At 60.7% G+C, this 21,654-nt stretch carries 18 protein-coding genes, 3 pseudogenes and 1 CRISPR repeat array; of the genes and pseudogenes, 8 read left to right on the top strand and 13 right to left on the bottom strand.

The window, feature by feature from the left end; genetic code table 11:
* Positions 1-81: 81 nt before the first annotated feature.
* From SYN63AY4M2_RS03980 to SYN63AY4M2_RS14110, 5 genes and pseudogenes are all read right to left on the bottom strand, one after another.
* On the bottom strand, positions 82-345 hold the full coding sequence (locus tag SYN63AY4M2_RS03980; RefSeq protein WP_041438126.1) for a DUF2973 domain-containing protein: 264 nt from the start codon (positions 343-345) through the stop codon (positions 82-84).
* On the bottom strand, positions 345-665 hold the full coding sequence (locus tag SYN63AY4M2_RS03975; protein WP_099812374.1) for a DUF2605 domain-containing protein: 321 nt from the start codon (positions 663-665) through the stop codon (positions 345-347). The genes SYN63AY4M2_RS03980 and SYN63AY4M2_RS03975 overlap by 1 nt, the downstream gene beginning before the upstream one ends.
* 49 nt (positions 666-714) lie before the next feature.
* Positions 715-2,271, bottom strand: a pseudogene (locus SYN63AY4M2_RS03970) (cobaltochelatase subunit CobN); the annotation flags it as partial.
* Positions 2,232-3,410: a transaldolase gene (locus SYN63AY4M2_RS03965; protein ID WP_011429619.1), complete on the bottom strand. Its 1,179-nt coding sequence runs from the start codon at positions 3,408-3,410 to the stop codon at positions 2,232-2,234. The pseudogene SYN63AY4M2_RS03970 and the gene SYN63AY4M2_RS03965, both read right to left, overlap by 40 nt.
* Before the next feature lie 98 nt (positions 3,411-3,508).
* A CRISPR array of direct repeats spans positions 3,509-4,040; the repeat unit is 28 nt; unit sequence GGTTCACCCCCACGGGTGTGGGGACAAC.
* Positions 4,041-4,094: 54 nt separating this feature from the next.
* Positions 4,095-4,175 (bottom strand): annotated as a pseudogene (locus SYN63AY4M2_RS14110) (hypothetical protein); the annotation flags it as partial.
* A 471-nt stretch (positions 4,176-4,646) separates the two neighbouring features.
* Here SYN63AY4M2_RS14110 and SYN63AY4M2_RS03955 point away from each other — a divergent pair.
* On the top strand, positions 4,647-5,801 hold the full coding sequence (locus SYN63AY4M2_RS03955) for an RNA-guided endonuclease TnpB family protein (RefSeq protein ID WP_099813241.1): 1,155 nt from the start codon (positions 4,647-4,649) through the stop codon (positions 5,799-5,801).
* Between the two features lie 282 nt (positions 5,802-6,083).
* Here SYN63AY4M2_RS03955 and SYN63AY4M2_RS03950 read toward each other — a convergent pair whose 3' ends face one another.
* On the bottom strand, positions 6,084-7,037 hold the full coding sequence (locus SYN63AY4M2_RS03950; RefSeq protein WP_099884588.1) for an RluA family pseudouridine synthase: 954 nt from the start codon (positions 7,035-7,037) through the stop codon (positions 6,084-6,086).
* A 312-nt stretch (positions 7,038-7,349) separates the two neighbouring features.
* On the opposite strand from SYN63AY4M2_RS03950, the gene ppsA reads away from it, so the two are divergent.
* Both ppsA and SYN63AY4M2_RS03940 read left to right on the top strand, forming a co-directional pair.
* Entirely contained in the window at positions 7,350-9,809 is a 2,460-nt protein-coding gene (gene ppsA / locus SYN63AY4M2_RS03945; RefSeq protein WP_206337003.1) for a phosphoenolpyruvate synthase, read from the top strand.
* Between the two features lie 69 nt (positions 9,810-9,878).
* Positions 9,879-11,138: a dihydrolipoamide acetyltransferase family protein gene (locus tag SYN63AY4M2_RS03940; protein WP_099812373.1), complete on the top strand. Its 1,260-nt coding sequence runs from the start codon at positions 9,879-9,881 to the stop codon at positions 11,136-11,138.
* Between the two features lie 4 nt (positions 11,139-11,142).
* Here the strand turns inward: SYN63AY4M2_RS03940 and SYN63AY4M2_RS03935 are convergent, their stop codons facing one another.
* Positions 11,143-11,496 (bottom strand): rhodanese-like domain-containing protein, encoded by a 354-nt coding sequence (locus SYN63AY4M2_RS03935; protein ID WP_099812372.1) that lies wholly within the window; start codon positions 11,494-11,496, stop codon positions 11,143-11,145.
* A gap of 399 nt (positions 11,497-11,895) precedes the next feature.
* Here SYN63AY4M2_RS03935 and SYN63AY4M2_RS03930 point away from each other — a divergent pair, with 399 nt between their 5' ends.
* Complete coding sequence (locus SYN63AY4M2_RS03930; RefSeq protein WP_276307357.1) at positions 11,896-13,323, top strand: right-handed parallel beta-helix repeat-containing protein; 1,428 nt, start codon at positions 11,896-11,898, stop codon at positions 13,321-13,323.
* Positions 13,324-13,776: 453 nt separating this feature from the next.
* Here SYN63AY4M2_RS03930 and ndhI read toward each other — a convergent pair whose 3' ends face one another.
* The 4 genes from ndhI to SYN63AY4M2_RS03910 all read right to left on the bottom strand — a co-directional run bounded on the left by ndhI (position 13,777) and on the right by SYN63AY4M2_RS03910 (position 17,044).
* Positions 13,777-14,400 (bottom strand): NAD(P)H-quinone oxidoreductase subunit I, encoded by a 624-nt coding sequence (ndhI, locus tag SYN63AY4M2_RS03925; RefSeq protein WP_099812371.1) that lies wholly within the window; start codon positions 14,398-14,400, stop codon positions 13,777-13,779.
* Positions 14,401-14,439: 39 nt separating this feature from the next.
* Entirely contained in the window at positions 14,440-15,561 is a 1,122-nt protein-coding gene (gene nuoH, locus SYN63AY4M2_RS03920; RefSeq protein WP_099887225.1) for an NADH-quinone oxidoreductase subunit NuoH, read from the bottom strand.
* A gap of 64 nt (positions 15,562-15,625) precedes the next feature.
* Positions 15,626-15,829 (bottom strand): hypothetical protein, encoded by a 204-nt coding sequence (locus SYN63AY4M2_RS03915; protein WP_011429640.1) that lies wholly within the window; start codon positions 15,827-15,829, stop codon positions 15,626-15,628.
* Positions 15,830-15,859: 30 nt separating this feature from the next.
* Positions 15,860-17,044 (bottom strand): NAD(P)H-quinone oxidoreductase subunit H, encoded by a 1,185-nt coding sequence (locus SYN63AY4M2_RS03910; RefSeq protein WP_011429641.1) that lies wholly within the window; start codon positions 17,042-17,044, stop codon positions 15,860-15,862.
* A gap of 167 nt (positions 17,045-17,211) precedes the next feature.
* Here SYN63AY4M2_RS03910 and SYN63AY4M2_RS03905 point away from each other — a divergent pair, with 167 nt between their 5' ends.
* A complete protein-coding gene (locus tag SYN63AY4M2_RS03905; RefSeq protein WP_011429642.1) occupies positions 17,212-17,529 on the top strand; it encodes a DUF3288 family protein in 318 nt (105 codons plus the stop codon).
* A gap of 91 nt (positions 17,530-17,620) precedes the next feature.
* Here SYN63AY4M2_RS03905 and SYN63AY4M2_RS03900 read toward each other — a convergent pair whose 3' ends face one another.
* Both SYN63AY4M2_RS03900 and SYN63AY4M2_RS03895 read right to left on the bottom strand, forming a co-directional pair.
* Complete coding sequence (locus SYN63AY4M2_RS03900; RefSeq protein WP_011429643.1) at positions 17,621-18,178, bottom strand: carboxymuconolactone decarboxylase family protein; 558 nt, start codon at positions 18,176-18,178, stop codon at positions 17,621-17,623.
* A 73-nt stretch (positions 18,179-18,251) separates the two neighbouring features.
* Positions 18,252-18,503, bottom strand: coding sequence for a hypothetical protein (locus tag SYN63AY4M2_RS03895; protein ID WP_011429644.1), 252 nt, complete (start codon positions 18,501-18,503; stop codon positions 18,252-18,254).
* 71 nt (positions 18,504-18,574) lie between these two features.
* Here SYN63AY4M2_RS03895 and ureG point away from each other — a divergent pair.
* The 3 genes and pseudogenes from ureG (at position 18,575) to SYN63AY4M2_RS03880 (ending at position 21,579) form a co-directional block, all read left to right on the top strand.
* Positions 18,575-19,227: pseudogene (gene ureG / locus SYN63AY4M2_RS03890) on the top strand (urease accessory protein UreG).
* Positions 19,224-20,027, top strand: a complete 804-nt coding sequence (locus tag SYN63AY4M2_RS03885; RefSeq protein WP_011429645.1) for an urease accessory protein UreD — start codon at positions 19,224-19,226, stop codon at positions 20,025-20,027. The pseudogene ureG and the gene SYN63AY4M2_RS03885 overlap by 4 nt, the downstream one beginning before the upstream one ends.
* A gap of 37 nt (positions 20,028-20,064) precedes the next feature.
* Positions 20,065-21,579, top strand: a complete 1,515-nt coding sequence (locus SYN63AY4M2_RS03880) for a hypothetical protein (protein ID WP_011429646.1) — start codon at positions 20,065-20,067, stop codon at positions 21,577-21,579.
* Positions 21,580-21,654: the final 75 nt, after the last annotated feature.

The following is a 21,654-nucleotide window of genomic DNA, read 5'->3' as shown; positions in this document are numbered from 1 at the left end:
GAAAGGCTGCTCACCCCCACACCTGACTCGGGCCGACACCGAGAAAGGGGGAGCTCCTGCGCCGCTCTTGAACTCCCTTTTTTAGTCCTCGTCGGGAGAGCCAGAGTAGAGATCCTCCAGGCGGCTGCGGGCCTCTTCCAAGCTGGCCGAGCGAATGACCAGCAAGGGCTCTTCCGTCAGGTTGCCTTCTTCATCCAACAGCTCTGGGTGGGGCACCTGCCGGCGGCCTCGACGTGGCGAGGCCTTGCGCTCTTCTTTGCTCAGAGTAACCACGTTGGCCACCAGGTTGCGCAGGGCTACAAAGGCAATGGCCACAAAAGCGATGAGGTAGAGGATCTGCAGCATCACGGGTCAGATGAGTCGGAGGAGGGGTGAATTTGGCGAAAGCGACGGCCCAGCTCGGCGCACTCCATCAGCAGGCGATGCCATTTTGCCATCAGGGCCGGGTCAACGCCAACTTCATTATCCGACAACTGATAGAGAGCTTCCGCTGCCTGGAGCTCCGCTTGGGCAGCCAAAACCCACTCCAGGAGGGCCTGCTGCGCCTCTGGGCTGATGAATTCTAAAGTTTCTTCTTGCAAAAAGCGACGAGAGCGCTCAAACCAGTAGCGGTAATCTTCCAGCAGGGGCCCCAGAATCTCTCGCAACAGCTTGGCTTTGCTCATGGATCGGGATCCCTCCGCGTCTGGTTTGCTGAGAGCATCTTAGCCGAACTTAACCTTCCCCCGCCAGGGATCCCTGGGTAGCCTCCAGGCGGGCTTCCGTCTCCAGCATCAGGGCTTCTAGGTGGGGCACCAGCTCCGGCGCCTGCTCTTGCCAGTAGCCCCGCTGGTGGGCTTCCAGCAGCCGCTCGCTCATGTCCCGCAGCGCCCAAGGGTTGTGGTTGCGCAAAAACTGCTGCACCCGGGGATCCAGCAAGTAGGCGCGGGCCAGGCCAGCGTACATAAAGTCCGGCACGGCGTGGGTGGTGACATCGTAGGCAAAGAGATAGTCCAGGGTGGCGGCCATCTCGAAGGCGCCTTTGTAGCCGTGGCGCATCACGCCGGCAATCCACTTGGGGTTGACGACGCGGGCGCGGTAGACGCGGTCGATTTCTTCGGCCAGGGTGCGGATCTTGGGGTTGTGGGGACGGGCGTGATCCCCGAAGTAGATCTGGGGGTTGCGGCCCTGGAGCGCCCGCACCGCTGCCACCATGCCTCCCTGAAACTGGTAGTAGTCGTCCGAGTCAAGGAGATCGTGCTCGCGGTTGTCTTGGTTGTGCAGGACAATTTGCAGGCGGGCCAGTTGCCGCCGCAGGGCTGCGGGGGCCGGCTCTCCTTCGCCCTCGGCCCGGTAGGCGTAGCTGCTCCAGTTGAGGTAGGCGCGGGCCAGATCCGCTTCCGTTTCCCAGTTTTGCGCCTCGATCAGCCCCTGCAGGCCGGCTCCGTAGGCCCCCGGCTTGGAGCCAAAGATGCGCAGCCGCGCTTGCTTTGCCGCTTCTGAAGGCGGGATCCCTTGCTCCTGCCAGTACTGGGTATCGGCCAGCACCTGGGCCCGCAGGGGGTTGTCGCTTTCCGGCTCCTCCAGGGCGGCCACGGCCTGCACGGCGCGGTCGAAGAGGGCAATCAGGTTGGGAAAAGCATCGCGAAAGAACCCAGAAATGCGCAGGGTTACATCCACGCGGGGCCGGCCCAAAACCGCCACGGGCAAAATCTCAATATCCACCACCCGTCCCCCCTCCCAGCGGGGCCTGACTCCCAAGAGCGCCAGCGCCTCGGCCCAGTCGTCGCCGCCGGTGCGCAGGGTAGAGGTGCCCCAAACGGATAGGCCCAGGTGGCGGGGATATTCCCCCTGCTCTTGCACGTAGCGCTCCACCAGCCGCTCGGCAGCCAGCGAGCCAACCTGCCAGGCGGTGGGGGTAGGGATGGCGCGGATATCCACCGAGTAGAAGTTGCGCCCGGTGGGCAACACCTCCACCCGGCCCCGGGTGGGGGCACCGGAAGGGCCGCTGGGCACATAGCCGCCGTTGAGCCCGTGCAGGAGATGCCTCAGCTCCTGGGGGGTTTGCTGCAGCCGAGGGAGCAAGTCGGTCTCGATCCAGTGCAGCACTTGTCTGGCCGCCGGCCCCGGCGGCGGATCGTAAGGGATCCCCTGCAGATACTGGGCAATCCAGCGGCGGGCCTGGGCCTCCAGGGCGGCTACTGCGTCTCCAAAGCGGCGAAAGCTCTCGCCCATAGGGCTTGCTTGCCTGGCTAATTTCTCAGATAAACGGCTGCCCCCAGTCCGACCAGCATTTCTTCGGGAGTAATTTTGCCATCTTGGTTAGTGTCGAGGGCATCGAAGACGCGATCTGCTCCCATCCACTCCTCGCGGGTGATGAAGCCATCCCCATCCAGGTCGTAGATGCGGAAGACATCCTGGGCGGCGTGGGTAATCGTTTCCTTGGCGCCCTCCAGCTTCTGCAGCCGCTCGGTGAGCAGTTTTTCCAGCACCTCCAGCGCCTTGGAGAAGCCCTGGATCCCTTCTTCTAGTTTTTCCGAGGCCATGCGGTTTTCCCGGTGCATCTGGTCGAAGGTGGCCCGATCCATCACCAGGCGGGGAATATCCATTTTCTTAGCTTTTTCCGGATCCAGCTTGCGCTCCAGGTGGCCCTCGGTGTTTTGCAGCTCCGCCAACAAAGCCGGCGAGATGGTTAGGAGATCGCAGCCGGCCAGCTCGATGATCTCGCCAATGTTGCGAAAGCTGGCCCCCATCACTTCCGTTGGGTAATCGTATTTGCGCAGATAGTTGTAGATCTGGGTTACCGACTGCACGCCTGGATCTTCGGCGGGCGGGTAGCTCTCCCGGCCTGTGTGTTTTTTGTACCAATCCAGGATGCGGCCCACAAAGGGCGAGATGAGGGTTACCCCCGCTTCGGCGCAGGCAATGGCCTGGTGCAGGCCAAACATCAAAGTCAGGTTGCAGTGGATCCCTTCTTTTTCCAGGATCTCGGCGGCGCGGATCCCTTCCCAAGTAGCCGCAATCTTAATGAGCACCCGCTTGGGATCCGCCCCTGCCGCCTTGTAGAGCTCGATGAGATGGCGGGCCTTGGCCACGGTGGCTGCTGTGTCGTAGGAGAGCCGGGCGTCCACCTCCGTCGAAACCCGACCGGGGATGATGGACAAAATGCGCACGCCAAAGGCCACCGCCAGTTGGTCGATGGCGTGGGCCACCACGGCTTTGGTGTCGGCTTTGGATCCCAGGTCTTGGCGGGCCTTGAGCAAGGTCTCATCGACAATGCCCTGGTACTGGGGCATTTGGGCGGCTGCTGTAATCAAAGAGGGATTGGTGGTGGCATCCTGCGGCTTAAAGGTCTCGATGGCGTTGATATCCCCCGTGTCGGCCACCACCACCGTCATCTCTCGCAACTGCTCCAGCAAGCTCCTGCTCATACTCCCCTCCTTAGATATCGCGCTTCTGCGACCTAGCCCCAGTGTCGCCCACCTAGGCAAGGGATCCCGGTAGATGTGAGATTGTCTTAATTGTCTAGCCGGCTACTCCCACAGATGTGGGGACAACGTACAGCAGGAGAACTACCAGGGGGCTCATAGATTGGTTCACCCCCACGGGTGTGGGGACAACTCTCAGCACTGGAGATTTGTGAGCAGATTGAGCGCGGTTCACCCCCACGGGTGTGGGGACAACGCTCTGCTGGCGGCTCATCTGGCGCGTCCGGCGGCGGTTCACCCCCACGGGTGTGGGGACAACGGGTTGTTCACTTCCATCGTGAATCTCTTACTGGCGGTTCACCCCCACGGGTGTGGGGACAACCCAAACTGGAGCCGGCGGGGCGCACCAGCACCACCGGTTCACCCCCACGGGTGTGGGGACAACTGCCCAACCTGGCCGACGCGGTGCGACGGGTGGCCGGTTCACCCCCACGGGTGTGGGGACAACTCTCCGGGGAATAGGTGAACCTTGGCGCAACGCCTGGTTCACCCCCACGGGTGTGGGGACAACTCGGCAAATGACGCACCAGCTGGCTGTATTTGTCGGTTCACCCCCACGGGTGTGGGGACAACGAACCAGCGCACTTCTTGTCTTTTGTGGCACCAGCCAATCACGTAGGGATTGGTGCCGCGGTAGATGTGCAAGAGATAGGGATCCAACTCCCGTTCCGACACTTGATCGCCTCGGCTGGCGGTGCGATAGCGCATCCACACTCGTCTTTTCTCCCGACAGGCATCCTCCAACCGCTGCCAAATCTCCCAATCCAGATGGGTTTCTGCCCCTGCCCGAAAGATGAGCCGCTCATCGGCTAGCTGCTGGAGATCCAGCCACTCCTGCTCTGGAAGCCGTTGCGCCAACCGCCCAATTGCCGAGCGCAACTGCGGGGCATAGGCCGATCCGGCGTAGGCTTCCAGCATTCTCCCTCCCAAAGTCAGGGCAAACAGCTCCCCCTTAGTGAGGGGTATCGTCGGCAAGCGCCATTCCCGATCAGTGTAGTGATACCCTTTTTCACGGCTGACTTTGATGGGGGCTTGAAAGCGATCCTTCAAGAAACTAATATCCGCTCGAACCGTTCGTTCACCTATTTTCGGGCTGGAGGCCCGCACCATAGCCGCAGGCTTGGTGCCGGGAGGAAAGCCCGCCTGCTAGTCAAAGCCTGGATGAGCTACAATAAGCCCATGAGCCAGATTATCTCTGTACGTTGCAAGCTGATAGTCCCACAAGAGTTGCGTCAAGAAATTGACCGCACTTTGCAGGGCTTTGCGAATGCTTGCAACCAGATTCTCGACACCGCCAAACAAAAGAACTGCTGGAACACCGCCAAGCTGCACCACTTGGTTTATAGGCCAGTGAGAGCGGCAACGGGGTTGAAAGCCAACCACGTCTGTCAGGCGCTCCGCCGTGTGATTAGCAACGCCAAAGCGGTGAAACAAGTCCACAAGTTTCGCCCCACCAGCCTGACTTTGGATGTGCGTACTTTTAAGTACCGAGAGTCCGACCAAGCCGTGGGCGTGACCCTGATGAGCGGACGGGTTTGGCTCAAGCTCAAGATTGGCGGTTATCAAATCGCTTTGCTGCGGGGGCAAACGCCCACCAGCGCTACTCTGTCCAAGACCAAGCAAGGGGACTACTACATCAACATTGCGGTTGAGTTGGACACTCCCCCGACCGGTAAAACTCCAAAGGTAATCGGAGTTGACTTGGGCAGGCGGGATATCGCCACCGCTAGCAACGGACGCTCTTGGAGTGGAGAACACATCCAGGCCGTCCGTGACCGGTTCAGCCGTGTACGCGCCAAGGTTCAATCCAAACGCACTCGCAGCTCTAGGAGGCTGTTGAGAAGGCTCTCTGGGAGAGAACGGCGCTACCAGACATGGCTGAACCATAACATCAGCAAAACCTTGGTCAGGGATGCCCAGGCTATTGGTGCGGCACTGGCTTTTGAGGACTTGACAGACATCCGAGAGCGCTTGAATCAGAAACCTCGGAGTAAAGCTGAGCGCCGCAGAACCAATAACTGGGCGTTCTACCAACTCAGGATGTTTGTGACCTACAAGGCTGCCATTGCTGGAGTGCCTGTGGTGCTGGTGCCGCCTGCCTACACGTCGCAGACCTGCCACAAATGCCTGCACATCCACCCTGAGCAGGGTAAGTCCTACCGCAGCGGCAAGTTGTTCAAGTGTGGACACTGCGGGTGGGAAGGGGATGCTGACTATAACGCTGCTCAAGTAATCTCTCTCCTTGGGGCGACTGTAAACTCGCCTGAAATTCCGAAACTTAGCTGTCCTCTGGGTCAGCTAGGGATTGGGATAAAGCCCGCACCCTGCGCATAGCGCGGGTGTCGGGTAGTTTACTTACCTCCAAAGCCTCAGCCAGCGAAGCGGCTGTCTTTCGCTGTCCGGAGCGCAGCAGCATATCTAGCTTCAGGATCCGCTCTATCTGACGTAGCATTGCTTACCTTGGCCAGGATGAGCGCATTCTAAACAACTCACCTGGCAAAAATACTTCCGACTTCTCTAAAGATTTGCTGAAGGCTGAAACTTCTTGGGGACGGGGATCAGCATGAACCCCAATTGGACAGGCTAGACAGAGCGGAGAGCGACCTCTGAGGCTGCCTAGCCGGCCTGGCTGCGCAACTGCCGTAGCAGCCGCTCGAACTCTTCCGGCAGAGGGGCGGTAACCTGCAGCGGCTGGCCGGTGCGCGGGTGGACAAAGGAGAGCTTCCAGGCATGCAGAGCTTGGCCGCTGAGTTTGACGGGGCTGGTTTTGCTCTGGGTGTAGAGGGGATCCCCGACAATGGGCAGGCGCAGGTGGGCGGCGTGCACCCGAATTTGATGGGTGCGCCCGGTCTCCAGCTCAAACTGCATCAGGGTGTAGTTGCCCAGGCGCTCCAGCACCTGCCAGTGGGTTACCGCTGCTCGCCCTTGGCCGGGGGGCACAACCGCCATCTTCTGGCGATCCACCGGGTGGCGGCCAATGGGGGCAGAGATGGTACCTTGGCTTTGGGCTGGCCGGCCAAACACCACCCCTAGGTAGATGCGCCGAGCGGTCTTGGCTTGAATCTGAGCCTGCAGGTGCTGGTGGGCCTGATCGTGTTTGGCGATCACCAGGGCGCCGGTGGTGTCCTTGTCGAGGCGATGGACGATCCCCGGACGCTGCTCGCCGTTGATCCCAGAAAGGCGAGGACAGTGGGCCAGCAGCGCATGCACTAGGGTGCCGCTGGCATGTCCAGGAGCCGGGTGCACCACCAGGCCGCGCGGCTTGTTGATGACAAGCAGATCCTCATCTTCATAGAGGATATCTAAGGGGATCCGCTCCGGCTGCAAGGGGGTGGGGGTGGCCGGCGGGATCCGCACCTCGATTTGATCCCCGGCCTGCAGGGGGCGATCCTTATCCAAGCAGGGCTGGCCGTTCAGCCAAACTTGGCCCTGGCGGATAAGCTGCTGCAGGCGCGAGCGCGACAGCTCCGGCAGTTGTTCTGCCAACCCCCGATCCAGCCGCAAGCCCTGCTGTTTTTCCGTCACTCTTACCTGGCGAATTGCTGCCACCGGATCCCTGAGGCCTTCCATTTGCCCTGTTGCCGCCAACTGCTGCTTTGAAAACATGGTGGCAGAGCGGTTACTTTTGCATTAGGTAAAAAAGGTCGAAGATTTGTGGCAACCTTCTCAGATGGATCCTGGCGAGATGGCTTTGTGTCAACCCCTTCTCAGCCTTTTCTAGGGGGTTGCGCCGGGATTTTAACCAGCGGAAAACCCTCAGTACAGTGAGGGTATAGACCCTCAAAGCCAGGCCAGATTCTGGCTGGGGGATGGTTTTTGGCTGCACGTAAGTATTGCAGCCGTGGTTCACATTTGAGTCTGATGGGCATAAGGAGACAGAGCATGTCGGATGGAGCAACGCTGGGATCCCAACTTCAACAGCCCTCTCAACGCCAGCTTGGCTCAGAGCCGCCCTTGGTTGTGCCCCTCACCGAAGTGGGGCTGCGGGACGTGGCCCAGGTGGGCGGGAAAAACGCCTCCTTGGGAGAAATGCTGCAGCAGTTAGCCCCCAAAGGGATCCGCGTGCCCCTGGGGTTTGCCACCACCGCCCATGCCTATCGCCAGTTCATCGCCGCTGCCGGCCTCGAGGAGAAGCTGCGGGAGATCTTCAAAGACCTCGATATCGAGGATGTGCGGAACCTGCGCGAGCGGGGCAAGGCCGCCCGCACCTTGATTTTGCAGACGCCTTTCCCCCCAGAGCTGGAGCAGGCCATTGCCAAGGCCTACCAGGAGCTGTGCGAGCGCTACGGCCCCGATACCGATGTGGCGGTGCGCTCCAGCGCCACCGCCGAAGACCTGCCGGATGCCAGCTTTGCCGGCCAGCAGGAGACCTACCTCAACGTGCACGGGATCAAGGCGGTGCTGCAGGCCTGCCACCGCTGCTTTGCCAGCCTGTTTACCGACCGGGCCATCTCCTACCGCCAGATCAAGGGCTTCGACCACTTCCAGGTGGCCCTCTCGGTGGGGGTGCAGAAGATGGTGCGCTCCGACCTGGCCTGCTCGGGGGTGATGTTCTCCATCGACCCAGAAACGGGCTTTAAAGACGCGGTGCTGATCACCGCCGCCTACGGGCTGGGGGAAAACGTGGTGCAAGGGATCGTCAACCCCGACGAATACGTGGTCTTTAAGCCTACCCTGAAGCAGGGGCTGCGGCCCATCCTCTCGCGCAAGCTGGGCAGCAAAGCCCTGAAGCTGGTCTACGACGAGGAGGGATCCCGCCTCACCAAAAACGTACCCGTCCCCGAAAGCCTGCGCCGGCAATATGCCCTCAAGGACGACGAGATCCTGGAGTTGGCTCGCTGGGCCTGCCTTATCGAAGAGCACTACTCGGCGCTGCGGGGCCGCTTCACCCCCATGGACATCGAGTGGGCCAAAGATGGGATCACGGGCGAGCTGTTCATCGTCCAGGCCCGCCCCGAGACGGTGCAGTCCCAAAAGGCGGCCAACCGCCTCAAGACCTATCGCTTGACGCAGCCGCAGGCGCGCCCAGAACCCCTGGTTCGGGGACGAGCAGTGGGGGAGGCCATTGGCCAGGGCACAGCTCGGGTCATTTTGGATGTGCGCCGCTCGGATCAGTTCCAAGCGGGCGAGGTGCTGGTGACGGAGAAAACAGATCCCGACTGGGAGCCAATCATGAAAAAGGCCAGCGCCATCGTCACCAACCAAGGGGGGCGCACCTGCCATGCGGCCATCATCGCCCGCGAGCTGGGGATCCCGGCCATTGTTGGCTGCGGCAACGCCACGCAGTTGCTCCGCTCCGGCGATCCTATCACCGTCTCCTGTGCCGAAGGGGAGGAAGGGCGCGTCTATCCTGGCTTGCTGTCCTATGAAGTTACAGAGATCCCCCTCGAGGAGCTGCCCCGCCCCCGCACCCAACTGATGATGAACGTGGGCAACCCGGAAAAAGCCTTTGGCCTCAGCGAGATCCCTTGCGATGGCGTGGGTCTGGCGCGGCTGGAGTTCATCATCGCCAACCACATCCAGGTCCATCCCTTGGCTTTGCTCCACTACGAGCAGGCCGTCAAGGAGGAGCCGCGCCTGGCGGAGCTCACCGCCCAGTACCCTGACAAGCCGGAGTACTTTGTGGACAAGCTGGCCCAGGGGGTGGCCACCATCGCCGCCGCCTTCTACCCCAAGCCGGTGATCGTGCGGCTGTCGGACTTCAAGAGCAACGAATATGCTCACCTGCTGGGTGGATCCCGCTACGAGCCCCATGAGGAAAACCCCATGATTGGCTGGCGGGGGGCCTCCCGCTACACCGATCCCCGCTATCGCGACGGCTTTGCCCTCGAGTGCCGGGCCATGAAACGGGTGCGGGACGAGATGGGCCTGGCCAACGTCATCTTGATGATCCCCTTCTGCCGCACCCCCGAAGAGGGACACAGGGTGCTGGAGGAGATGGCCCGCCACGGCCTGGTGCGGGGGGAAAACGGCCTGCAGGTGTACGTCATGTGCGAGCTGCCCAGCAACGTCATCCTGGCCGACGAGTTCTGCCAGATCTTCGACGGCTTCTCCATCGGCTCCAACGACCTCACCCAGCTCACCCTGGGGTTGGACCGCGACTCCGCCCTGGTGGCCCATCTTTTTGACGAGCGCCACGAGGCCGTTAAGCGGCTGATCGCCCAGGTAATCCAGACGGTGAAAAGCCACGGGCGCAAGATTGGCATCTGTGGCCAGGCCCCCAGCGACTACCCCGACTTTGCCCGCTTCCTGGTGCAGCAGGGGATCGACTCCATCAGCCTCAACCCCGATTCCCTGCTGAAAACCCTGTTGGTGGTGGCCGAGGCAGAAGCTGGCCGATAGGCCCAGGGGGCGGCGCCGGGATCCCGTCTGCTGGGTTACAATCTTCTCTGCTGTGTTGCCATCCCCGCCATGATCCACGAACTCTCCATGCCGGCCCTCAGCTCCACCATGGAAACGGGCAAGATCGTCGCCTGGCTGAAAAACCCCGGCGACCGGGTGGAGAAAGGGGAAAACATCCTGGTGGTGGAGTCGGACAAGGCGGACATGGACGTGGAGTCCTTCCACAGCGGCATTCTGGCCAGCATCCTCATCCCAGCAGGGGAATCGGCGCCGGTGGGCGCCCCCATCGCCCTCATTGCCGAAACCGAAGCGGAGGTGGCCGAGGCCCAAGAGCGAGCCAAGGCCCTCTCTAAGGGTGCTCTACCGGCAACTGCACCTACTGCAGTCCCCACCCCCACAGTTCAACAGCCAACCCCTGTCCCTGCGGCGATCCCCACCCCCACCCTTCCAACTGGCTCCAACGGGGCCGGATCCCAGCGGATCCTGGCTTCCCCACGGGCGAAAAAATTGGCAGAAAGCCTGGGGATCGACCTGCGCACGGTGCGCGGCTCCGGCCCTGGTGGGCGCATCGTGGCCGAAGATGTGGAGCGGGCTGCAGCTCAGGCCGCCTCTACGCAAGCGGCAGCTCCCCCCCCTGTCTCTGCGGCTGCCCCGTTGGGAGAAGTGGTTCCCTTGAGCACGTTGCAGGCGGCGGTGGTGCGCAACATGAACGCCAGCTTGGGCGTGCCGGTGTTCCACGTCGGCTACACCATCACCACCGACAGCCTGGATCAGCTTTACCAACAGGTGAAGCCCAAAGGGGTAACCCTGACGGCCCTTTTGGTGAAAGCGGTGGCCCTGACCCTAGAAAAGCATCCCCTCCTCAACGCCAGCTACACGGAAAACGGGATCCACTACAAAGCCGAGATCAACATTGCCGTGGCGGTGGCCATGGAAGACGGCGGCCTGATCACCCCTGTGCTCAAGCAGGCCAACCGGACCGATCTCTACGAGATCTCCCGCCGCTGGAAGGATCTGGTGGAGCGGGCGCGGCGCAAGCAACTGCAGCCGGAGGAGTACAACAGCGGCACCTTTACCCTCTCCAACCTGGGCATGTTTGGGGTGGATCGCTTCGACGCCATCCTGCCTCCCAACCAAGGAGCTATTTTGGCCGTCGGCGCTGCTCGCCCCACCGTGGTGGCCACACCAGAAAAAGCCATCGCCATCCGCTCCCAGATGCAGGTCAACCTCACCTGCGACCACCGCGTTATTTACGGCGCCCACGCGGCGGCCTTCTTGCAAGATCTGGCCCAGTTGTTAGAACAAAAGGTGGGATCCCTGACGCTGTAGAAGCTCAATAAGTGGGCAGGCTGGGATCCACCTCAAGAGCCCAGGCGTGGATGCCGCCGCTGATGTTGTAGACCTGGCTGAAGCCGTTGGCCAGCAGCCACTGGCTCACTTGGGCAGAGCGGATGCCGTGGTGGCAGAGGACAAAGGTTGGACAATGGGGATCGAGCTCCCTCAAGATTTGCTCGCGCCACTCTTGGTACTGGCTCAAGGGGTAGTTGCGAAACCCGAGGGCACTGAGATTGGCCAACTCCAACTCGGCCGGTTCCCGCACATCGATGAGTTGCAGAGGGCCAGCCTCGGGATCCCTCAGGCGGGCAGCTAGCTGCTGCGGCGCAACCGAGCGAACGAAAGAGGACATGGCTGACCTGTAACCCTATCTGGACCCGTTCTCAGGATATAGCGGCTCAGCGTCTACCCTGGTCTGCTTGCCATTGTTGCAGGTCGTGGTTGGCCGGCAACCCTTCCTTCAGCAACCCCCTGTCGAGTTACTTGGGGCAGCCCCCCTAGAACTCCAAATTTCTCGAAGAAATTTTAACTGTACTGATTGCGGATCCTCTGCCAAGTTCAATAGGGCAGGGATCCCTTTTGGGAGGCTCTGCTTGAGAGAATTGGATCCCAGGGGTTCATCCGGGCTCTAGGTATCCGCAGTTCTGATAGGCTTGACCGATAGGGACTTGCCAAGGATTTTCCACCGATGAAAGGCCCCCTTTCCACAGACGGCCAAGTATCCCGATCTAGCTGGCGAACCGGTTCCCTCTTGCTGACTCTGTTGGCAGGGATCGCTTTCGGCTGTGGAGGAGGAGGCACGGGCAACTCTCCTCCCCCACCATCGCCAGGTGGTGGGCCCGTCATCCTGCAAGTGGATCCAGCCAAGGGCCCCTTTACCAAGCTGGCCGATGCTGTGGCACAGGCGCAGCGGCTGCAAAATGCCACAGAGGGGCTAGAGGTGCTGATCCAGATTTTGGGGGCGGGCAAGGAGAGGCTAGAGAAGGATCTGGCCTTGGATGGGGGCGACGGCACCAATGGCGGGCGGATTCGGATTACCAGCTCCACAGCTTATGAGATCCTGGCCGGGTTGTTCGACGTGATCGTAGCCAGCCAAACCAGCCTGCAAGGGGTGGAGGTGGTGTTGGAAGGCGGAAGGGTGCAGGTCAACGGTGGCACCTTTCAGCCGAGCAAGGTTACCCTCAACGACCCCCGCTCCAACATCTTGGTCAACGGCAACGCTGCCGTTTTGGAGGGAGCTTTAAACCAATTGGCCCAGATTTTTTGCCAGCAATTTTTGGATCCCTGTGTGCAGGTCTCGGGCAGTGGCCGTATTGCAAGCATCTCAGTCAGTGTCAGCAAGGCAGGAGGCGTAGGTGTAGGCACTGTGCCGGGGAGTAACCCGCTCCTGGAGAACAACGCGATCCTTCTGCAAGCTTTGGGAGCTTTGGCAGTTCGCTACAGCAACAACTCCGGCGGGATCTTCCGCAACAACCAGATCGAAGGGGATCCAGCCACCGCCGCGGCTGGCTTGGCGTTGCAGGCGCGGCAAAGAGACATGGCTGGCACCACCGGGATCCAACTGGATGGAGCGGGATCGGCGCCAGCGATTCAATCCAACCGGATCGGCGTGGGCAGGATAGTCGGCAGTGTCGGCATTCGCATTTTGCAAGGAACCCAGGCTCGCACCATTGTTGGGAATACGTTCCTAGCTCGGGGCGAGGGCGCGGGGGTAGCCATTCAAGTGGCCCCCGGCACGCCAGAGGCAGTAGTCGCTGCCTACTTGGCCGGCAACAGCTTCCAGGGCAACTTTGCTGAGAGGATCGGCGGCGGATCTGCGCCTACCCCGATACCGACAGTTACACCTGCCCCAACCCTGGCTCCTGCCCCGATACCGACAGTTACACCTGCCCCAACCCTGGCTCCTACCCCCACTCCGAGGCCATCGCCAACTCCTCGGGTGCTCGGCACCGGCCCTATTCAGATTACTCTAGCCTGGAACACTATCGATGAGCTTGACTTATATGTCACGGATCCCGGGCAGCAGACGGTGTTTTTTAACAATCGGGTTATCCCTTCTGGAGGACGGCTGGACGTGGATGCCAATGCCGACTGCGTTGCCGTAACGGAAAACCCTGTGGAGAATGTCTTTTGGGCCTCCAGCCCGCCCTCAGGCCTGTACCTTATTGAGGTTTATTGAGGTGAGCTTGTTCCGTCGCTGTTCGCAGGTAACCGCTCCCGTTCCGTTCACCGTAACGGTTCGCAAAAGCGGAAGCGCCGCACAAACCTTCAGCGGATCGGCCACCTCTCCTGGCTTGGCAGGTAGGTTTACCTTTTCCTTTCCCTAAAGTTAGCTAAAGCTGGCATCCATCCATCTTGGACACCCCCATTCAAATTAATTCTTGACTCAGGGATCCAGAAAACTTTTCTCCCACAAGTTCAAACAGCCATAGTAGCCACAAAACACCTTCTTAAAGCAGAGTCTACATCCCCTCTCCCCCTGGGAGAGGGGTCGGGGGTGAGGGACAGCAGTGCCGAGTGTTTGGAAAGTGAAAAAGCTGTAGTCTTACTTGAGACGACAATACCGCTGCCGAACCACCCATATACAAACAGACGGGATCCCTACTCCAGGGATCCCGGTCATCTGTTCAGGCTATTCTACGGCGGCCTTGGCTGATTTCGCTTCCGCCTCTTTGGCTGCTTTCATCTCGGCCAGAATCTCCTCCGGTCGCTTGCCGGCCCGCTGAGATCCGGCAGGCAGCTCGTGGGGATCGATCACCCCCTTGGGCAGATAGGCAAACTCCCGCAGCGGCGTCACCATCGGGTCTTCCGTGACCTTGGAAGGCAAGCGGCCCAGCGCCACCTGGTGGTAGTTCAGCTCGTGGCGGTCGTAGGTGGCTAGCTCATAATCTTCGGTAACCGAGAGGCAGTTGGTGGGGCAAAACTCCACGCAATTGGCGCAGAAAATGCACACCCCAAAATCGATGCTGTAACTGTAGAGCTCTTTCTTCTTCAGCTCGGTGTTGTAGACCCAGTCCACCACGGGCAGGTCGATGGGGCAAACCCGAACACAGATCTCGCAGGCAATGCACTTATCGAACTCAAAGTGAATGCGTCCCCGAAAGCGCTCAGAGGGGATCAGCTTCTCAAAGGGATACTGGACAGTTACAGGCCGGCGGTTCATATGGTCGAAGACCACTCCCATCCCCTGACCGATGTACTTGGCTGCTTTGAAGGCATCGCTTACGTATTCGCCAACGCGCTTGAGAAAAGTCATGGCCTGTCCTCTCCCTCTCTCGCTTTCTTTACTTTTCATTCAACCCCCGAAAACGCTCGGGAAGGCAAGTTTCAAAGCCGCCGTCAACAGCAAATTCACAAACGAGACGGGCAGCAGAAATTTCCACCCCAAATCCAACAGCTGGTCAATGCGCACCCGCGGCAGGGTCCAGCGCAAGAGGATGGCCAAAAACACAAAGATAAAAGCCTTGACCATCGTCATGAGAATGCCCAACACCGCCGCGCCGATCTGCAAAAAGGGGTTGTCCAACGGGATCCCGAGCCAGGCGGCAATTGTTTCCACCGGCACCACAAACGACCAGCCGCCCAAGTACAACACCGCCGCAATGAGAGAGGCCAGCAGCAAGTTGGCGTAGGATCCCAGGTAAAACAGGGCAAATTTCATGCCGGAGTACTCCGTCTGGTAGCCGGCCACCAGCTCCTCTTCGGCTTCCGGCAAATCAAAGGGGATCCGTTCGGTTTCCGCCAGCGCCGAGATCAGGAAAATGACAAAGCCAATCGGCTGCCGCCACACGTTCCAACTGAGGATCCCCAGCCCACTCTGCTGCTCCACGATCCCCACGGTGTCCAGGCCGTTGCTCATCAGCACCACCGCCAGCACCGACAAGGCCAAGGGCAGTTCGTAGCTAATTGACTGGGCCGCCGCCCGCAGCCCCCCCAGCAGAGAATACTTGTTGTTGGAGCCGTAGCCCGACATCAACAGGCCGATGGGCTGCACGCTGGAGGTGGCGATCAAGAAAAACACCCCGATGGCGATGTTGGAGATCAATAGGTTCTGGCCGAAGGGAACCACCAGATAACACAAAAAGACCGGCAGGAAAACCAGGATCGGCCCCAGCGTGAACAAAACTGGGTCGGCCAAGCTGGGCAGCACATCTTCCTTCGTTAAGAGCTTGATGCCATCGGCAATCGGGATCAGTACCCCGTGGGGCCCAGCCATGTTGGGGCCAATCCGCTGTTGGGCCGCCGCCGAGATCTTCCGCTCTAGCCAGGTCATGACCATCACTCCCAAGGTGGCGGCGATGACCATGAGCAACATGGGCAAAGGTACCCACAAAGCGTGGGCAGCGCCTGGGCTCAGGCCCAAGTTTTGCAGGGCTGTTTCAAAACCAAGCTGTAGGTCAATGCCGGCGGTTGTCATGGGGTTGAGTGGCTCCCTAGAGACGGTGAGTCAAAAAAGGCACTGGAGTCTGTGGATCTAATAACTAGGCTTTGCCGTTGGGATCCGACTGAGGGGGACGGTGGCGGCGGCGCAGCTCCTGCTGAATGATGGCCTGCAGGCGGGCGTCGGATAACTCTTCGGCGCGGCGGCGCCTTTCTTCTTGGTACTTGGCCCATTGCTTGGGACCGATAATCGCGGCAATAGTTACGACAATCAGGAGCGGCAGAAGCAAGATCGCCCAGGCCATCGCCCTTGTCCTCCCTTTCCTACGAGTATCTTAGCGATCCACCTCCCCCATAATGATGTCGATGCTGCCCAAGATGGCGATCATGTCGGCCACCTTCATGCCGCGAATGAGCTGAGGCAACACCTGCAGGTTGACAAAGCCGGGTGGACGGATCTTCCAGCGCCACGGACAGACGTTGTCGTCGCCGACGATGTAAATGCCCAGCTCCCCTTTGGCGCTCTCCACCCGTACGTAGGCCTCTCCTTTGGGGATCTTGAAGTTGGCCGAGGGCTTTTTGCTGATGAACTGGTAGTCGCCCTTGTTCCACTCCGACTTTGGCCCCTCCAGCATGCGCTTGGCTTCCAGATTTTCAAAGGGGCCACCGGGCAGGGCCTTCACCGCCTGCTGCACAATTTTGCAGGACTCGCGCATCTCCTTCATGCGCACTCGATAGCGGGCCAGGCAATCCCCCTCTGGGTAAACCGCCACCTCCCAGTCGAAGTCGTCGTAGCACTCGTAGTGATCCACCTTGCGCAGATCCCAGTTGACGCCGCAGGCCCGCAGCATGGGCCCAGACAGGCCCCAGTTGATGGCATCTTGCTTGGAGATGACCCCTATCCCTTCCAGCCGCCGGCGGAAGATGGGGTTGTCGGTAACCAGCCGCTCGTACTCATCTACCTTGGGCAGGAAGTACTCGCAAAAATCGAGGCATTTTTCCGTCCAGCCGTAGGGCAGATCCACCGCCACGCCCCCGACGCGGAAGTAGTTGTTGTTGATGAGGCGCATGCCGGTGACGGCTTCAAACAAATCCAAGATCCACTCCCGCTCCCGCATGGCGTAGAGGAAGGGGGTTTGGGCGCCCAGGTCGGCCAAGAAGGGGCCAAACCAGAGCAGGTGGTTGGTGATGCGGGTCAGCTCCAACATGATCACCCGCAGGTAGCTGGCCCGCCGGGGCACCGGGATCCCAGCCAGTTTCTCGACGGCGTTGACGGTGATGGCCTCGTTGAACATGCCGGCACCGTAGTCCCAGCGGGAGACGTAGGGCAGGTACTGCACCACGGTGCGGTTTTCGGCAATTTTTTCCATGCCGCGGTGCAGATAGCCAATCACCGGCTCGCAGTCGACGATGTTTTCGCCATCGAGGGTGACCAGCAGGCGCAAGACCCCGTGCATAGAAGGATGGTGCGGCCCAAAGTTGAGCAGCATCCGGTCAGTACGGGTCTCGATCATGGGCATGGGCATGGCCGCCGCCTCCGCAACTGAAGAATGTTTATGGTCTGCAACATTTGCAGTATAGCGGCTTTCCCGCGGTTCCTCGAGCTCTCGGGCCATCAGGGATCCCAATTCTTGCTATTGAGGAGCTCTTGATGACTCAGCTAACGTGAAAAAAAGGAGGGAGAGCAATGGCTGGTTCCCCTACAAACAGCTCCTCTCGACGGGAGCAGCAGCATCCGCAATACGACACCGATCGGGCTCTTCTCAACGAGCTGATGGCCCAAGTGCAGGAGAGCCCCCCCTCGGATTGGGTGCTGGCCGAAGTGGCCCGTCTGCGCATCCGCTACCACGGCTTTCCCGGCGCCTGGGATCTGCAGCGGGATTTGGATCAGATCTTGGAACAGTGGGGCCTGAGCGAAGAGGAGCTGTTTGCCCGCACCCGCCAGATCCACGCCCGCGGCCAGGTCTACGGCCGCAGCTTCAGTACACGGGATGACTGGGCCTAGGCAGCAGCCTTTATGGAAGGGTGTCTATCCTTCTGCCCCCTTTTTTGGCAAAAGAGGGGAGTTCCTCCATCCTTCATCAGCACCTGGGAAACTAGGAAGCCTGGAGCTGCTCGGCAAAGATGGGATCCAGAGGCACATCCAAAGCGGCGATGACCTTGGTCCAGAAGTTCATAAAGCCAATCCAGGCCGAGAGCTCCACCAGATCTTCGTCTGACCAAATGGTTTTGAGGCGGGCAAAGAAGCTGTCGGTCACCACCATGCTGGGCACGGTCATGCGCTCGGCGTACTCGATGGCCAGCTTCTCGGCTTCGGTGTAGAGGGCGCTGGTGCGGGCCTGGGCCACCGCGGCAATTTTGGCCGGGGAGGCGCCGTGTTTTTGCGCCTGCAGGGTGTGGTAGGGCAGGCAGTAGTGGCGGCAGCCGTTGATCTGGGCAATGCGGATGCTGACCAGCTCTTTTAGCTCCTCGGGCAGGTTGGGGTTGTCGGTGTGCAGCGCTCCGTACAGGTTCATCACCGCCCGCATCAGCTGCGGCTTGTGGGCCATTACCTGTAGCGGGTTGAGGGCGGTGCCATAGGTTTTTTCTAGGCTTTCGTAAACCTTCTGCAGTTGCTTGTCGGCTTTTTCCGGAGGAACAGGAGGGATCCGCATGGATGATCTATAAAAAATTGCAGCATTCTCGACTTTAGCGCGTTTGGGGGATATCTCCTCCTGCCCGCCACAACTAATTGCCCAAGGACTGCTCGAGGGCTTCTACCTGCTGTTGGGTAGCTGTAGCCCCTTGGTTGAGGGTTTGCTGGAGCTGTTCCCGCGATTGGTAGATCTGCAGCGGCCCTCCCTGGGGGATCCCTTGCTGGGCGGCTTCTGGGCTGGCCTGCTCTGGACTTGGCTCTGAACTGAGCGGGTTGCGGTAGAGCCGGTTCACCACCAGAAAGCCCACCAGCACTACGGCAGTTGCCACCAAAAGTCGAACCATACCCGGATCCCTTGCAAGCGTCTAGTTCTAGAATGCCCAAAAAGAGTATCAGGTATCAGAGGTCGGGCAAAATGGCGCAGACTGCTCAGCCGGTGCGGGTTGGCATTGGCGGCCCGATGGGATCCGGGAAGACCGCCCTGGTGGAAAAGCTCTGTCTGGCACTGCGGGATCCCTTGTCTTTGGCCGTGGAGACTAATATACCCGCGAAGATGCCGAGTTTTTGGTGCGGGCCAAGGCGCTGGCGGCGGAGCGGATCATCGGCGTGGAGACCGGCGGCTGTCCCCACACGGCCATTCGGGAAGACGCCTCCCTCAACCTCGATGCCATTCAGGAGCTGGAGCGCCGCTTCTGTCCCCTGAATCCCATCTTGGTGGAATCGGGAGGGGATAACTTGGCGGCCACCTTCAGCCCAGAGCTGGTGGATGCCTGCATCTATGTTATTGAATGTTATTGATGTGGCCGAAGGGGACAAGATCCCGCGCAAGGGGGGCCGGGGATCACCCGCTCCGACCTGCTGGTGATCAACAGGATCGACCTGGCGCCCTATGTGGGGGCGGACTTGGGGGTGATGGAACGGGATGCCCGCCGCATGCGGGGAGACAGGCCCTTTGTCTTTACCAACCTGCGCACGGGCGAGGGACTGGATCAGATCCTGAGCTGGCTGAAGCGGGAGGTGCTCTTTTGCCCCATCCAGGCTAACTCCCCCTCTGTAAGCCGCCTGTGACCTTCGGCAAGGCCCTCTTGAAGATCAGCCGCCAAGGCGAACATGCCCGCATTTGGGAGTATTCTCAGGCCCCCCTGCAATGGCTGGGATCCCCCGGTGAGCCGCCCCTCTATTACCTGCGCAACCCCAACGGCGGCCTGCTGGGCGGGGATCGCCACCACATCGCGATCGAGCTGGGGGCAGGCGCAGGGCTGGCAATTCGCACCCAGGGGGCAACCCGCCTCCACCCCGGCCTGATCCGGCAACAGGCCAAGGTCAAGCTGGCCCCCACCAGCCAACTGATCTGGATCCCTCACCCGACCATTCCCGGCGCAGGAGCAGACTTCCGCCAACAGGTGCAGATCGAGCTGGATCCCAGTGCCCGCCTGGCCTATGCCGAGATCTGGACGGCCGGGCGGCTGGCCATGGGGGAATGCTGGCAGTTTCGGCGCCTTTCCAGCAGCTTGCGGGTTTGGGTCGCTGCCGGGAGCCCATCTGCTAGCCGCCAGAAAAAGCTCTGGCTGCAAGAACACATCGATCTCCGCTTTCCCCACCAGCATGTCTCCACCGCGTCGGTGCTGGGATCCCATCTCTGCTGGGGATCCCTGTATTTGCTGGGGGACTGGCCGGAACCCACTTGGCCGACCGTTCACGTCAGCGGGACAGAATCCCCACACTGGCTGGTCAAGTCTCCGGATCCCGTCTGTCAGGGCTGGATCCTGCGCCAGGTGGGGCCACAGGCAGAGGCCATCTGGCAGCAGTTCGGCCAGGTTGTGCAACAGCTTGCCGCGGCCCAGAGAAGCTCAAGCCAGGGGTGGTAGGCTAGGGCTGGCTTCACCCGACCCGTTGCCCGAGATCATGAACGCGGCCCGACGCATTATCAAACGTTCTGTTCGCAAGGGACGAAGTCGCTGGCTGCTCCTCTACGAAAGAGGAATGGCTCTGCTGGCCCTGGGCAACCTGTGCTGGGTGCTCTTCGACCTCAGCTACGTGCCCTGGCGGGACTTTTGGCTCCAGGGGCGGGTGCAGATCTTCGGCGCCTTTGGCCCTCCCATTCCCCTGCCCATCCTCTCCCAACAGACCAGCCGCTCCCCGGTAACCGACCTGTATGACCCGGTGAAAGGCATTGAGCCCAACCCGGAAACCCAGCGCTACTTGGCCCTGGTGGATGAGCTGCGCCAGGTCACCCTGCGCTTTGGGGTGGAGTCGGAAGCGGCGGCGCCGCTCCTGGCCCGCTTGCGGCAACTGAGCGACGAGATGATCGAGACCAACCCCTTTCAGGCCGCCAACAAAACCGGCCAGTTTGTGCGCATCCTCAACTTGATGCGGGAGCACATCCCCGGAGCCGACTCGGCCAGGGCCGCCTTCGCCCGCTTCTGGACTGCCGAATACTTGGCCAGCGTCGATCCCAAAGACGGGATCGAATTTTTCCAGGCCCGGCTGCGCCCCCTCTTCGAGACCAACTACTCCCGCCCCATCGGCGAGAGCGGCAGCCCCGTGGACTTTTTTCCGCTGCTGGATTTTCCCTTTGTGTTGCTGTTTGGGCTGGAATTTGTCCTGCGCACGGTGGCCATCAGCCGCCGCTACACCGGCGTCAATTGGCTGGATGCCATGCTCTGGCGCTGGTACGATGTGCTGCTGCTGTTGCCCTTTTGGCGCTGGCTGCGGGTGATCCCCGTCACCATCCGGCTGGGACAGGCGCAGTTGCTGGATCTGGAGCGGGTCCGGGCCCAGGTAAGCCAGGGCTTTGTCACCAACTTCGCCGAAGACCTGACCGAGGTCATCGTCGTGCGGGTGATCAACCAAATCCAGGCATCCATCCAGCGGGGATCCCTGCCCCTGCTGCCGGCAGCCGATCCCTCCCGCAGCTACATCGACCTCAACGAGATCAACGAGCTGGAAGCCATTGCCAACCTGGTTTTTCGCACCGTCCTCTACCGCGTCTTGCCCCAGGTTCAGCCGGAGGTGGAGCAATGGCTCCGCTACAACCTGGATGGCCTGCTCAAACAACTCCCCGCCCTGCAAACCCTGGAACGGCTGCCCGGCCTCGGATCCCTGCTCAGCCAACTGACGGAGCGCCTGGCCGGCGAGCTGACCACCACCACCTACAAAGCCTTGACCAACAGCTTCGAGGATCCCGTCGGCTCCAAGCTGGTGGCCCAACTGTTGCGGCGATTTGGCGAAGTCTTGGCAGGTGAACTTACCCAGCAACATGCTCTGGATGAGATCCGCTCCCTGCTGCAAGACTTGCTGGAAGAGATCAAGATCAACTACGTAGAGCGCCTCTCCCAGGAAGATCTGGAGGAGGTGATGGAGCAAACCCGCAAGCTGCGGCAAAAAGCCCAGCAACTCGAGCAAGCCCGCGGCGCGTAGGGGTGGTTGACGAGGTTTCGCCGGTTCAGTAGGATAATGGTTCAAGCCTGGGCGAGTGGCGGAACTGGTAGACGC

Origin of the sequence: Synechococcus sp. 63AY4M2, assembly GCF_002760475.1 — a bacterium.
Lineage (GTDB): Bacteria > Cyanobacteriota > Cyanobacteriia > Thermostichales > Thermostichaceae > Thermostichus.
The sequence above is the reverse complement of the archived record's forward strand: the minus strand, read 5'-3'. Positions and strand labels throughout refer to the sequence as shown.

Bases quoted from the DNA above. Each gene is read 5' to 3' on its own strand.
- SYN63AY4M2_RS03880 (WP_011429646.1), top strand. From the start codon at position 20,065: ATGAACGCGGCCCGACGCATTATCAAACGTTCTGTTCGCAAGGGACGA.
- SYN63AY4M2_RS03905 (WP_011429642.1), top strand. From the start codon at position 17,212: ATGGCTGGTTCCCCTACAAACAGCTCCTCTCGACGGGAGCAGCAGCAT.
- SYN63AY4M2_RS03940 (WP_099812373.1), top strand. From the start codon at position 9,879: ATGATCCACGAACTCTCCATGCCGGCCCTCAGCTCCACCATGGAAACG.
- SYN63AY4M2_RS03895 (WP_011429644.1), bottom strand. From the start codon at position 18,503: ATGGTTCGACTTTTGGTGGCAACTGCCGTAGTGCTGGTGGGCTTTCTG.
- SYN63AY4M2_RS03975 (WP_099812374.1), bottom strand. From the start codon at position 665: ATGAGCAAAGCCAAGCTGTTGCGAGAGATTCTGGGGCCCCTGCTGGAA.
- SYN63AY4M2_RS03965 (WP_011429619.1), bottom strand. From the start codon at position 3,410: ATGAGCAGGAGCTTGCTGGAGCAGTTGCGAGAGATGACGGTGGTGGTG.
- ndhI (WP_099812371.1), bottom strand. From the start codon at position 14,400: ATGACTTTTCTCAAGCGCGTTGGCGAATACGTAAGCGATGCCTTCAAA.
- SYN63AY4M2_RS03950 (WP_099884588.1), bottom strand. From the start codon at position 7,037: ATGGAAGGCCTCAGGGATCCGGTGGCAGCAATTCGCCAGGTAAGAGTG.
- SYN63AY4M2_RS03900 (WP_011429643.1), bottom strand. From the start codon at position 18,178: ATGCGGATCCCTCCTGTTCCTCCGGAAAAAGCCGACAAGCAACTGCAG.
- SYN63AY4M2_RS03915 (WP_011429640.1), bottom strand. From the start codon at position 15,829: ATGGCCTGGGCGATCTTGCTTCTGCCGCTCCTGATTGTCGTAACTATT.
- SYN63AY4M2_RS03955 (WP_099813241.1), top strand. From the start codon at position 4,647: ATGAGCCAGATTATCTCTGTACGTTGCAAGCTGATAGTCCCACAAGAG.
- ppsA (WP_206337003.1), top strand. From the start codon at position 7,350: ATGTCGGATGGAGCAACGCTGGGATCCCAACTTCAACAGCCCTCTCAA.
- SYN63AY4M2_RS03935 (WP_099812372.1), bottom strand. From the start codon at position 11,496: ATGTCCTCTTTCGTTCGCTCGGTTGCGCCGCAGCAGCTAGCTGCCCGC.
- SYN63AY4M2_RS03910 (WP_011429641.1), bottom strand. From the start codon at position 17,044: ATGCCCATGATCGAGACCCGTACTGACCGGATGCTGCTCAACTTTGGG.
- nuoH (WP_099887225.1), bottom strand. From the start codon at position 15,561: ATGACAACCGCCGGCATTGACCTACAGCTTGGTTTTGAAACAGCCCTG.
- SYN63AY4M2_RS03980 (WP_041438126.1), bottom strand. From the start codon at position 345: ATGCTGCAGATCCTCTACCTCATCGCTTTTGTGGCCATTGCCTTTGTA.